Origin of the sequence: Providencia sp. TYF-12, assembly GCF_041344805.1 — a bacterium.
Taxonomy (GTDB): Bacteria; Pseudomonadota; Gammaproteobacteria; order Enterobacterales; family Enterobacteriaceae; genus Providencia; species Providencia huashanensis.
The window spans coordinates 3,375,218-3,386,701 of the sequence record NZ_CP166833.1 but is presented as its reverse complement, the minus strand read 5'-3'; the positions used below and the strand labels follow the sequence as shown (position 1 = coordinate 3,386,701).

Annotated in this window: 12 protein-coding genes and 1 other annotated feature; of the genes, 3 read left to right on the top strand and 9 right to left on the bottom strand. The window is 42.9% G+C overall.

What is annotated here, in order from left to right; translation table 11 throughout:
- The first annotated feature begins 53 nt into the window (after positions 1-53).
- A complete protein-coding gene (locus ABE954_RS15655) occupies positions 54-1,040 on the top strand; it encodes an ABC transporter substrate-binding protein (protein WP_081363939.1) in 987 nt (328 codons plus the stop codon).
- A 34-nt stretch (positions 1,041-1,074) separates the two neighbouring features.
- Here the strand turns inward: ABE954_RS15655 and hisIE are convergent, their stop codons facing one another.
- Genes hisIE through hisG form a run of 8 tightly spaced genes read right to left on the bottom strand, consistent with a single transcriptional unit; the run spans position 1,075 to position 8,151 of the window.
- Complete coding sequence (gene hisIE, locus ABE954_RS15650) at positions 1,075-1,686, bottom strand: bifunctional phosphoribosyl-AMP cyclohydrolase/phosphoribosyl-ATP diphosphatase HisIE (protein ID WP_181469156.1); 612 nt, start codon at positions 1,684-1,686, stop codon at positions 1,075-1,077.
- Entirely contained in the window at positions 1,680-2,456 is a 777-nt protein-coding gene (hisF, locus tag ABE954_RS15645) for an imidazole glycerol phosphate synthase subunit HisF (protein ID WP_042846546.1), read from the bottom strand. The genes hisIE and hisF overlap by 7 nt, the downstream gene beginning before the upstream one ends.
- Complete coding sequence (hisA, locus tag ABE954_RS15640) at positions 2,438-3,175, bottom strand: 1-(5-phosphoribosyl)-5-[(5-phosphoribosylamino)methylideneamino]imidazole-4-carboxamide isomerase (protein WP_042846545.1); 738 nt, start codon at positions 3,173-3,175, stop codon at positions 2,438-2,440. Before hisA ends, hisF begins: the two co-directional genes overlap by 19 nt.
- Positions 3,176-3,180: 5 nt before the next feature.
- Positions 3,181-3,774 carry an imidazole glycerol phosphate synthase subunit HisH gene (gene hisH / locus ABE954_RS15635; RefSeq protein ID WP_042846544.1) on the bottom strand — a complete coding sequence of 198 codons (594 nt, stop codon included), beginning with the start codon at positions 3,772-3,774 and terminating at the stop codon, positions 3,181-3,183.
- A complete protein-coding gene (gene hisB, locus ABE954_RS15630; RefSeq protein WP_042846543.1) occupies positions 3,774-4,841 on the bottom strand; it encodes a bifunctional histidinol-phosphatase/imidazoleglycerol-phosphate dehydratase HisB in 1,068 nt (355 codons plus the stop codon). The genes hisH and hisB overlap by 1 nt, the downstream gene beginning before the upstream one ends.
- A gap of 13 nt (positions 4,842-4,854) precedes the next feature.
- Positions 4,855-5,925: a histidinol-phosphate transaminase gene (gene hisC / locus ABE954_RS15625; protein WP_042846542.1), complete on the bottom strand. Its 1,071-nt coding sequence runs from the start codon at positions 5,923-5,925 to the stop codon at positions 4,855-4,857.
- Positions 5,926-5,928: 3 nt separating this feature from the next.
- Positions 5,929-7,245, bottom strand: a complete 1,317-nt coding sequence (hisD, locus tag ABE954_RS15620) for a histidinol dehydrogenase (protein WP_048606526.1) — start codon at positions 7,243-7,245, stop codon at positions 5,929-5,931.
- A gap of 6 nt (positions 7,246-7,251) precedes the next feature.
- Entirely contained in the window at positions 7,252-8,151 is a 900-nt protein-coding gene (gene hisG / locus ABE954_RS15615) for an ATP phosphoribosyltransferase (RefSeq protein WP_042846642.1), read from the bottom strand.
- Positions 8,152-8,191: 40 nt separating this feature from the next.
- Positions 8,192-8,319, bottom strand: a sequence feature (His leader region).
- A gap of 268 nt (positions 8,320-8,587) precedes the next feature.
- Between hisG and ABE954_RS15610 the strand changes: the two genes are divergently transcribed.
- Positions 8,588-9,415: an SDR family oxidoreductase gene (locus ABE954_RS15610; protein ID WP_042846540.1), complete on the top strand. Its 828-nt coding sequence runs from the start codon at positions 8,588-8,590 to the stop codon at positions 9,413-9,415.
- Here the strand turns inward: ABE954_RS15610 and ABE954_RS15605 are convergent, their stop codons facing one another.
- Positions 9,416-10,039 carry a glutathione S-transferase family protein gene (locus ABE954_RS15605; RefSeq protein WP_042846539.1) on the bottom strand — a complete coding sequence of 208 codons (624 nt, stop codon included), beginning with the start codon at positions 10,037-10,039 and terminating at the stop codon, positions 9,416-9,418.
- A gap of 232 nt (positions 10,040-10,271) precedes the next feature.
- On the opposite strand from ABE954_RS15605, the gene ABE954_RS15600 reads away from it, so the two are divergent.
- Entirely contained in the window at positions 10,272-11,477 is a 1,206-nt protein-coding gene (locus tag ABE954_RS15600) for a serine hydrolase (RefSeq protein WP_042846538.1), read from the top strand.
- The last annotated feature ends 7 nt before the right edge of the window (positions 11,478-11,484 follow it).

Genomic DNA, 11,484 nt, shown 5'->3' with positions numbered 1-11,484 from the left:
TATAAAAATAAGGGGCACCCTTCTTTATTATTCAGCAAAGAAGGGTGACAAATATGAGAAAAGCTGATTTTTTACAAACGGTTATTTTGCTGGTAGGGCTGCTAACTTATGGTTTATCCCTAGCGAAAACAGATAACCCCGATCTACGGATTGCGACACCATGGCCGGCACAAAATACCATTATTATGATGTTGGGGTATGGTGAGCAGATTGTTGGTACATCGGTGATTGCGAAGAAAATTCCATTATTTCGCCAAATGTTACCCAACATTGATAATGTTCCAGTTATCAGCCTAAGTAACCAATTAAACCCAGAACAGATTATTTCATTACAAACACAATTATTGTTTGTTGCAAAAGGGATGGAAGTACCACAGAGAGACATTTTAGAAAGTGCGGGGGTGAAAGTTGTGGAGTACCCTGCCAATTCACTACAAGCTTTGCAGGAAAGAGTACAAGCAACGGCGGTTGAGCTAGGCCCGGATGCACAGCAAAAAGCGATAGAATATCAACGTTATTTTGACCGCAATATTACATTAGTCAGCGAACGCTTAGTCGGGTTAACCGAGGGAGAGAAGCGGACGGTGTACCATAGTATGGGGAGTGCGTTATTTACCTCTGGTCGTCCCTCATTAAACCAAGACTGGATGGATTTAGCTGGCGCAAAAAATGTCGCTGAAACATGGTTTTCCAATAAGAAAAATAATTCTGGTGAAGTTTTACTCGAAACTATTATTGCGGCGAACCCTGATGTAATAGTGGCAATGAATAAAGAAGATGCACAGATAATAAAATCATCAGCTCAGTGGAGTGCGCTTCGCGCAGTAAAGAACCAGCAAGTATATGTGAACCCAAAGGGTATGTTCTGGTGGTGCCGTGAGACGTCAGAAGAAGCATTACAATTTTTATGGTTGGCGCAAACACTTTACCCCGAACGCTTTGCGGATATTGACATGAAACAGGAAACCGCAGATTTTTACCTGAAATTCTTTGCAATTCGCCTCAGTGACCAGCAAATCGATAAAATTTTGAACCCTTAAAATTTAGCTGCCAGTAAAACTGGCAGCTATTGATTTATTGGTGACGTTCTTTTAAACGTTTAATAATAGTACTTAAATCAAGTTCTTGGTCTTGCAGTAGTACCATTAAGTGATACATCAAATCAGCGGCTTCGTTAGTTAATTCAGCGCGGTCATTGACGGTGGCTGCTAAGGCCGTTTCAACACCTTCTTCCCCAACTTTTTGGGCGATACGTTTAGTGCCACTTGCATATAGACGAGCGGTATAAGAGCTTTCAGGTGATGCCGTTTTTCGCTCTTTTAGCAAGGTTTCTAGCTCAAACAGAAAGCCCCAATCACTTTGTGCGGGAGCAAAGCAACTTTGAGTGCCTTTATGACATGTTGGGCCATCCGGTAAGGCGAGCGCCAATAAAGTATCGCTGTCACAATCAGGGTAAATATCAACTAAATTTAAAAAATTATTTGATGTTTCACCTTTGGTCCACAAACGTTGTTTAGTTCGAGAATAAAAAGTGACTTTACGGCTGTCTAAAGTGGTTTGTAATGCTTCAGGGGTCATATACCCAAGCATTAATACATCCCCTGATACGGCATGTTGCACGATCACAGGCATTAAATTATCGACTTTTTGCCATGCCAGTTGGCTACATTGTTCTGTGGTTAACATACTCTAATTTGAACTCCATTTTCGGCTAGGTACTGTTTTAACTCACCGATATTAATAATTTGTTTATGGAAAACCGAGGCGGCTAAAGCCCCATCAACATTGGCGTCAGCAAAGGCATCAAGAAAATGGACTTTTTCCCCCGCACCGCCTGATGCGATGAGTGGTACTTGGCACACATCACGGACTTTTTTCAGTTGAACAAGGTCATATCCTTGGCGGACGCCATCTTGGTTCATCATATTCAAAACGATTTCCCCAGCGCCACGTTGTTGCACTTCTTTGACCCAATCGAGGGTTTTCCAATGAGTTTGTGTTGTACGTTTTTCATCACCGGTAAATTGGTATACAAGGTATTCATTAGTACTGTCATCAAACCAAGTATCGATACCAACAACAATACATTGTACGCCAAACCTATCTGCTAAGCGGCTGATTAAGGTTGGGTCAGATAACGCAGGGGAATTAATTGAAATTTTGTCTGCACCAAAAGACAGTATTTGAGCTGCATCTTCAACGCTTTTAATACCACCCGCTACACAAAATGGAATATCAATCACCTCAGCAACTTTAGCGACCCAGCTTTTATCCACAACGCGGCCATCCGACGAAGCTGTAATATCGTAGAATACCAGTTCATCAGCGCCTTCTTGTGCGTAGCGTTGCGCTAAAGGAACGATATCACCGATGATTTCGTGATTACGAAACTGCACCCCTTTAACGACTTGGCCATCACGGACGTCCAAACACGGAATTATGCGTTTTGCCAACATTCGATTGCCTCCGTAACGGTAAATTTGCCTTCCAATAATGCACGACCAACAATAACCCCGGCGGCACCAGATGCTGGAATAGCCGCAATATCGTCTAAATTACCAATTCCTCCAGATGCTTGAAAGGCAATATCAGGGAATTTTTGGCTGATTTCTTGGTATAAATTCACATTAGAGCCGGTTAACGTGCCATCTTTAGAGATATCGGTGCAGAGCACATGTTTTAAACCATAAGGTTGATAGATTTCAATGGCTTGTTCTAATGTTAAATTTGAGTTTTCTTGCCAACCACTGATAGCAATTTCTTTTACACCTTCGGCGTTAATGCGTACATCTAGAGCCAGTACAATGGCTTCTCCACCATAGGTTTCAAACCAAGTTTTTACGAGTTCAGGTTTTGTTACGGCCGTTGAGCCGATCACCACGCGAGTCGCACCGGCCTCTAGCAATGCTTTAACATCGTCTTCGCTACGAATACCGCCACCAACTTGCACCGGCACACTAACGCCAGCTAATAATTTTTTAAGAAGTGGAATTTGGCGTTTTTGCGGGTCTTTAGCCCCCGTTAAATCCACAAGGTGTAAGAGTTTTGCGCCTTCTTTTTCATACTGTTGCAAGCGTGGCAGAGGGTCATTACCGTAATCTGTTTGCTTAGCGTAATCCCCTTGGTGTAACCGTACTACCGTGCCATCGATTAAATCTAATGCAGGAATGATCATGGTAATTACATCTCCAAAAAATTCTGAATCAAGCGAGAACCCGCAGCCCCAGAGCGCTCTGGGTGAAATTGTACGCCATAGAAATTATCGCGATTGATAGCACTGCTAAATAAATTTCCATATTGTGTTTGCGCAATGGTATTCGCTGAAATAGGCATAGCATAGCCGTGTACAAAATAAAAATAAGCATCATCGGCAATGCCTTTAAATAACGGGTTTCCAGCAAGTGCTTTGACTTGGTTCCAACCACTATGGGGAACAGGTAAACCGTTAGCATCCATTTTTTGTACTGGGCTATCAATCAGCCCCAGTAATGGGATATTTGTTTGCCCTTCTTCGCTAAAGGAGCCAAGCAATTGCATCCCTAAACAGATACCTAATACAGGTTGAGTTAGTGCCTTAATTAATGGGACTAATTCACGCTCAATGAGCTTTTCCATTGCGGCACTAGCGGTACCGACACCGGGTAGAAACACCTTGTCTGCCTGTAAAATAGTATTGGTTTCTCGGCTGATCACCGGGTCATAGCCTAAACGTTTTACTGCATAAGCGACAGACGCCAAATTAGCACAGCCAGTATCAAGGATGACGACGTTCATCACAAAACCCCTTTTGAGCTTGGGAGGGTATCCCCTTCAACGCGGATCGCTTGGCGCAGTGTCCGACCAAAGACTTTAAATAAGCTTTCTGCTTTGTGGTGATCGTTTTTTCCTTTTGTTTTTAGGTGTAATGTGCAGCCCATTGCATAGGAAAGTGAGCTAAAAAAGTGCTCAATCATTTCTGTACTTAAATCACCTACGCGTTGGTATTTAAATTCTGCTTTATATTCAAGGTGAGGGCGACCTGAAATATCCAGTGCGCAGCGTGCTTGGCATTCATCCATTGGGAGCACGAAACCAAAGCGTGCGATGCCTCGTTTATCACCTAAAGCAATTCTGAGAGCTTCACCTAATGCAAGCCCTGTGTCTTCAACTGTGTGGTGGTCATCAATAAATAAGTCACCATTGACCTCGATATTTAAACGGAAGCCGCCATGGGTCGCTATTTGGTCTAACATGTGGTCGAAGAAGCCAACCCCAGTGTTGATTTTACTGCCACCTTCTTGGTCTAACCAAACTTCTACTTGTATATTCGTTTCTTTGGTAACGCGTTCTACTCGTGCATGGCGATTACGTTTAGTGAGTTGTGCTGTGATCGCTTCCCAATCAAGCTCAGTTGCATTATAACGTAAGCCTTTGATCCCCATATTATCAGCAAGCTGAATATCGGTTTCGCGGTCACCAATCACATAGCTGTTTTCGCTATCTAATACATTGCTATCTAAATAGCGTTCTACCAATTGAAGTTTAGGTTTACGGCAAGGGCAGTTATCTTCAGGCTTATGAGGGCAAATTAGAACTTCGTCAAACGTGATGCCTTGAGAAGTGAAAATTTGCATCATTAAATTATGGGGTGGTTCAAAGTCAGCAGTTGGGAAGCTATCGGTGCCTAAGCCATCTTGGTTGGTTATCATCACTAAGCGGTAATTGGCTTTTTGCAGAGCAAGTAAGCTAGGAATGACCGCTTTTTCAAAGGCGAGTTTGTTTAAGCTGTCGACTTGAAAATCCGTCGGTGGCTCAGTAATTAAGGTACCATCACGGTCGATAAAAAGAATTTTCTGGCTCATGAGTCATTCCTAATTAGCAAAGTGCTGCAATAGCTTCAATAACACGGGTATTTTCAATTTCTGTCCCGATAGTAATGCGTAAACAGTTTTCAAGACCAGGTTGTTTACTTTGGTCACGTAAAATAATGCCTTGATCCCACAGGGCTTTAAACACTTTATTGCCATCTTTAAAGCGCACTAAAATATAGTTAGTTTCACTCGGATAAACATGTTCAACCACCGATAAGTCACGCAGGGCTTCACTGAGGGCGATGCGGTTTTCTGTTACGGTTTTTACGCGGTTTCTCATGGTGGTTATGCCTTGTTCATCTAAGGCTTGAGCCGCAATCATGGCAACCGGTGTTGATAATGGATAAGGCGCAATCACTTTTAATAGCACTTCAATAACTTCAGGTGAAGCAAGGGTAAAACCACAACGTAACCCAGCGAGAGCGAAAGCTTTTGATAAGGTTCTTAAAATAACTAAATTTGGGTATTCTGCTAACCAAGTAGTCACGCTATATTGCGGGCAAAATTCAATATAGGCTTCATCAACTACCACCAATGCACGGCCCGCTGCCATATCTAACACTTCACGTAAATCTTTATTATCGATGATATTGCCCGTTGGGTTATTTGGGCTACAAATATAAATCAGTTTGGTATTAGATAAGTTTTCACGGATTGCATTAACGTTTAATGCCCAGTCTGGCAACGCCATGATTTTCTTTTGTTCAACACCAAAGGTTTCTGCACTGACGCTGTACATGCCATAGGTTGGCGGGCAAAACATCACCGCATCTTTTCCCGGCTCACAAAATGCGCGGATCAACAACTCAATGGACTCATCGGCTCCACGGCAAACCAACACCTGTTCTGGTGTAATTTGCGTATAAGCCGCATAGTTATTGATTACGGCAACCGGTTGGCATTCAGGGTAACGGTTAAGGTTATGTTCACTGAATTGATAATCAGGGGCAATGGGGTATTCGTTGGCATTGAGCCAGACATCACCATTTCCACCTAAGCGCCGTGCAGACATATAAGGGGTCATGGTTTTAACATTTTCACGTGCAAGACTGGCGGCATTAAATTTTTGGCTCATGACTTACTCCTGATTTTGTTTTTTTAGTTCGTTAACGCGTAAGGTAACGGCATTTTTGTGAGCGGTGAGTTGCTCTGCTTGAGCTAAAGTTTCGATGGTGTTGGCTAGCCCTAATAGGCCTTGTTTAGACAACTTTTGTACGGTCATGCGTTTCATAAAATCAGCAAGGCCAAGGCTTGAATAAGTCGAGGTATAGCCATAGGTCGGTAAAACGTGGTTAGTCCCTGATGCGTAATCCCCTGCAGACTCCGGTGACCAGTCACCAACGAATACTGACCCTGCACTAGTGATAGCGTCGACTAGGTTATCAGCATCGCGGGTTTGTAATATTAAATGCTCAGGGCCATAGCGATTGCTAATTTCAACGCATTGTTCGATCGAATCAGCGATGATCACACGGCTGGCACTCAGTGCTTCCCTTGCAATTTCTGCACGAGAAAGTTGCGCTAATTGTTTTTCTGTTTCCTCAATCACGCGCTGGGCAAAGTTTTCATCGTCAGTTAATAAAATGACTTGTGAATCAGGGCCGTGTTCCGCTTGTGATAGTAAATCAGATGCGGTGAACGCTGGGTTTGCTCCGCTATCCGCAATCACTAATACTTCAGAAGGGCCCGCTGGCATATCAATGGCAGCACCATCATGGCTTTGGCTGACTTGGCGTTTTGCCTCTGTGACATAGGCATTACCGGGGCCAAAAATTTTATCCACTGTAGGAATGCTTTGGGTACCAAATGCCATGGCGGCAATCGCTTGTGCGCCACCTACTTGGAAAATATCGCTAATACCACACAGCTTGGCTGCATACAGAATTTCATCAGCAATTGGTGGAGGAGAGCACAGGATAATTTTCCGACAACCCGCAATATTGGCTGGTGTTCCCAACATCATAACCGTTGACAGTAATGGCGCGGAACCACCCGGAATATACAAGCCAACCGCATCAATTGGGCGCGTGATTTGCTGGCAAACAACACCAGCTTGGGTTTCTACCGTTATTGGTACAGGCTTTTGCGCCTCATGAAAACGACGGATATTGCCAATTGCCGTTTTCATTGCAGTTTTAATTTCATCACCAAGACGAGCTTCAGCTTCATCTACCGTATTCGCTGCAATACGCACGGTGTCGATTTCGGTTTTATCGAAACGACGGCTTAAGGTTTGAAGGGCAAGGTCACCTTCACGACGGACTTGGTCGATAATGTCACTGACCGCGCTAGTAATGCTGCCAGAGGCAGCAATAGCAGGGCGCATCAGCAATGCACTTTGTTGTTGGTCGTTACAATCTGCCCAGCGAATTGGCTGGTTGAATCCCATTTCCATGACGATTTACTCCATCATTTTTTCGATTGGCAGAACAAGAATTGAACTTGCGCCTAATGCTTTCAGTTTTTCCATGGTTTCCCAGAACAAAGTTTCGGAGCTAACCATGTGCATTGCTACACGGCTTTGTTCACCCGCTAGAGGTAAAATAGTTGGGCGCTCAGCACCAGGCAGTAGTGCAATAATTTCTTCCAGTGTTTCACTTGGCGCGTGTAACATGATGTATTTAGATTCGCGAGCTTGGATAACGCCTTGAATTCGGGTCATCATGCGGTCAATGAGTTGCTGTTTATCTGCCGACATTTCACCATCGCGTTGGATTAAACAGGCTTTTGAACGGTAAATGACTTCCACTTCTTTCAGCCCGTTTGCCTCTAATGTCGCCCCTGTTGAGACTAAGTCACAAATCGCGTCTGATAGGCCTGCACGTGGTGCAACTTCAACTGAGCCATTAAGTAAGCATGATTTAAATTGAATGCCTTTTTGGTCGAAATAACGTTTTAATAAGTGCGGGTAAGAAGTTGCAACGCGGGAACCATTTAAGCATTCTGCACCGGTATAGTTGAAATCTAATGGTGCAGCAAGTGATAGGCGGCAGCCGCCAAAATCAAGGCGACGTAGTGTTTTATATTGAGGGTCTTCACCTTGAGCACGGCGATTTAATAGCTCTTCTTCCAGAACGTTTTCACCAATGATACCGAGGTCAACAACGCCATCCATAACCAGCCCTGGAATGTCATCATCGCGGACACGAAGTAAATCAATAGGCATATTTTCTGCATAAGCAATCAAACGTTGTTGTTGTAAATTAATTTTGATCCCACAGCGAGATAGTAATTCTCTTGATTCTTCACTCAGACGACCTGATTTTTGAATTGCAATACGTAAACGTGATTTATCCAACATAACCTTACCCCATATTCCTTTAATAAATTTTTGTTTTAAAATAAAAAAACCCTCGGAAGATAATCTTCCGAGGGTTTTCTCAATTCGCATTTCAGCCACCGGAAGATTCGTTGATCGTCTTCCAGCACACATCGCCCGAAAGACTAATCAGGATGATGGTGATGATGATGGTTGCGTGAAATACGATTCATAATGTCTTCCGTTCTCTAATTTACGTGAATGACTAAACATTCACTGTGCTAACTAAATACTCATTGGTATTCAACCTATCCGATTTCCCCCTATGAATGCAACCTTTTTTTAAAAAATAACCAATAATAATTAGTTGAGTAGGATTTATAGTGATAAATCCCTCAAAAAATGTATTCGGAAGTTTTAAGGTTTTCAGATAACCTAGAGTGAATTTCAGTGAATGAGTCAATGGAGGATCGATTGTATGAAAAAAGTGACCATCGTTGGGCTAGGTTGGGTTGGCTTACCATTGGCTCAGGCTTTATTAGCAAAGGGTATTCAAGTTGTCGGAACTAAGACGACGCCTGATGGCATAGAGGCCGCCCGTGCTGTGGGCATAGAATGCTATGCATTAAAGCTAACCCCTGAAATTGAGTGTGATAGTGAAGATTTAACTCAGCTTATGGTGGAGAGCGATGCCTTGGTCATTTTGCTCCCGCCTTCAAAAGTGAATGTGGACCAATACGTTGAAGCGATTGAAACTTTAGTTAATTGTGCAGTCACTTTTCGAGTGCCAAAAGTGATTTTTACCTCTTCTACCTCGGTATATGGGGAGCAAGATGGTGAAATCACGGAAAAAGCGAATCTTAATGGGTCAACAACCTCAGCGACGGCACTCATAAGGGCTGAACGCTGGTTACACCAATTGCCGAACATTTCAGTGGATATTTTACGACTCGCCGGTTTAGTGGGAGAGAAACGCCATGCGGGCCGGTTTTTAGCGGGTAAAACAGGGGTTAAAGGGGCTAACCTACCGGTGAATATGGTGCATCAAGATGATGTTATCACGGCAATTTTACTATTGCTTCAGCAGCCTGATGGCGGCCATATTTTTAACTTGTGTGCACCAACGCACCCCACACGCGCGGAATTCTATACCAAGGCGGCTAAATCGATTGGCTTAGTACCACCTGAATTTATTGATGAAATAAATGAGTCAGGAGGTAAAGTAATTAATGGTAATAAGATTTGCCAAGAACTTGGGTTTGAATATCAATATCCAAACCCTGACTTGATGAATATGACGCTATAATCACTTAATTGGGATCATAACAATTTTTTTGAATGCAGGGCGTGTGGTTAATTGCTGATACCAACGCTCTAAATTTTTGAATTCAGGGCGGTCGGTAACGATTTCATGCCATGGATAAAATAGCGGTGCGATAGCAATATCAGCAATGCCAAATTTGTCGCCACTGAAGTAAGCTTGGTTTGCTAATGCATCGTCGGCAATTTGCAATAATTTATTAATGTTGCCATAAATTACCTTAGCGAGTTCTGGGTCCCTTTCTGCTTGTGGGACACGGACAATTTTGTTCATCATCTGCTTGATGTGTTCAAACAGATTGGCACTACTCCAATCCATCCATTTATCCGCTGCGGCTTTCTCTTGCAGGTCTTTAGCGATCAATAAGTGAGAGTGATCAAACTTTTCCGTAAGGTAACGTAAAATTGCATTTGATTCCCACAGTGCAAAGTCATCATCCTGTAGAGTTGGAATTGTACTGTTTGGATTCATTTTTTTATATTCAGGTGTATCTAACCCACCAAATGGGCCACCCACATCTTTTTGATTATAAGCGACATTTAATTCTTCTAAGCACCAAAGTACCTTTTTAACGTTGGAAGAGTTGACGCGTCCCCAGACAGTTAACATTGCAGCCTCCTAAATTGATTTTTTTGTCATCAGCCATGGTTAAGATAGATTAAATTCACTCGTAGGCAAATCTTTATTTCCTATAGGTGGTCTCAGTGAAAATAAAGTCTTATATTAGGCTTGGTTAGATTGAGTTATCGCATTTGATCACAGCGGTGGTTTCATCGTTTAGTGATGTTGAGCAAGATGATATTTATTTTAAATGTTTTATGAATAAGTGAAGGAATAACCGATGAGTAAAAAAATGTTGTCCCTAAAAACCCGACAAGTCGGGGTTGGGTTGAGTCTATTGATTGCCGTAAGTGGGAGTACGTATGCGGCTCAGACCCCGGTTGCTCCTCAAGTTGATGCAAAAGCATTCGTTCTAATGGATTATAAAAGTGGCAAAATCCTAGCGTCTGCAAACCCTGACGAGCGTTTAGACCCTGCAAGCTTGACTAAAATTATGACCAGTTATGTGGTAGGTCAGGCAGTTAAATCAGGGAAAATTACGCCGCAGGATATGGTAACAGTGGGGGAAGACGCATGGGCGACAGGAAACCCGGTATTAAAAGGCTCTTCACTCATGTTTTTGAAGCCGAAAGACCGTGTTTCAGTATTGGATTTAAACAAAGGAATTGTTATCCAGTCAGGGAATGATGCCAGTATCGCTTTAGCTGATTATGTTGCGGGGAGCCAGGATTCATTTGTCAGTTTAATGAACCATTATGTGCAACAAATAGGCTTAAAGAATACACACTTTAAAACAGTTCATGGCCTAGATTCTGAAGGGCAATTTAGTACAGCACGCGATATGGCTATTTTAACACAAGCGATGATCCGTGATGTCCCCGATGAATATGTATTGCATAAAGAGAAAGAATTTACCTTTAATAAAATTCGCCAACCTAACCGTAACCGTTTGTTGTGGAACCAAAATTTAAAAGTTGATGGCGTAAAAACAGGGCACACTAGTGGCGCAGGGCATAATTTAGTGGCATCAGCCACGGAAGGTGATATGCGCTTAATTTCTGTTGTGTTAGGGGCGCCAAGTGACCGAGTGCGTTTTTCAGAAAGTGAGAAGTTACTGACTTGGGGTTTTCGCTTTTTTGAAACGGTGACACCAATAAAAGCAGACACCACATTGAAGAAACAACGGGTTTGGTTTGGGGATACCTCGGAGGTTTCACTCGGTGTTGCTGATGATGTTTCTATCACAATCCCTAAAGGGCAGCTACAAAATTTAAAAGTAGATATTCAGCTTACAAATGATTCCCTTGAAGCACCTTTAGCGAAAAACCAAGCGGTAGGGACGATTAACTTTATTCTGAATGGTGAAGTCGTTGAGCAACATCCTTTAGTGGCAAAATCTGCTGTTGAGGAAGCCGGGTTCTTTGGTCGTATTTGGGACTATATCATGAAAACCATCAGCGGCTGGTGGAGTGCAATCTTTGGGTAAGTGATTA

What these genes read in the sequence shown, in the direction of transcription:
- hisA (WP_042846545.1), bottom strand. Translation starts at nt 3,175, where the DNA reads ATGATCATTCCTGCATTAGATTTAATCGATGGCACGGTAGTACGGTTA.
- ABE954_RS15600 (WP_042846538.1), top strand. Translation starts at nt 10,272, where the DNA reads ATGAGTAAAAAAATGTTGTCCCTAAAAACCCGACAAGTCGGGGTTGGG.
- hisH (WP_042846544.1), bottom strand. Translation starts at nt 3,774, where the DNA reads ATGAACGTCGTCATCCTTGATACTGGCTGTGCTAATTTGGCGTCTGTC.
- ABE954_RS15655 (WP_081363939.1), top strand. Translation starts at nt 54, where the DNA reads ATGAGAAAAGCTGATTTTTTACAAACGGTTATTTTGCTGGTAGGGCTG.
- hisIE (WP_181469156.1), bottom strand. Translation starts at nt 1,686, where the DNA reads ATGTTAACCACAGAACAATGTAGCCAACTGGCATGGCAAAAAGTCGAT.
- hisG (WP_042846642.1), bottom strand. Translation starts at nt 8,151, where the DNA reads ATGTTGGATAAATCACGTTTACGTATTGCAATTCAAAAATCAGGTCGT.
- hisF (WP_042846546.1), bottom strand. Translation starts at nt 2,456, where the DNA reads ATGTTGGCAAAACGCATAATTCCGTGTTTGGACGTCCGTGATGGCCAA.
- ABE954_RS15610 (WP_042846540.1), top strand. Translation starts at nt 8,588, where the DNA reads ATGAAAAAAGTGACCATCGTTGGGCTAGGTTGGGTTGGCTTACCATTG.
- hisD (WP_048606526.1), bottom strand. Translation starts at nt 7,245, where the DNA reads ATGGAAATGGGATTCAACCAGCCAATTCGCTGGGCAGATTGTAACGAC.
- hisB (WP_042846543.1), bottom strand. Translation starts at nt 4,841, where the DNA reads ATGAGCCAGAAAATTCTTTTTATCGACCGTGATGGTACCTTAATTACT.
- ABE954_RS15605 (WP_042846539.1), bottom strand. Translation starts at nt 10,039, where the DNA reads ATGTTAACTGTCTGGGGACGCGTCAACTCTTCCAACGTTAAAAAGGTA.
- hisC (WP_042846542.1), bottom strand. Translation starts at nt 5,925, where the DNA reads ATGAGCCAAAAATTTAATGCCGCCAGTCTTGCACGTGAAAATGTTAAA.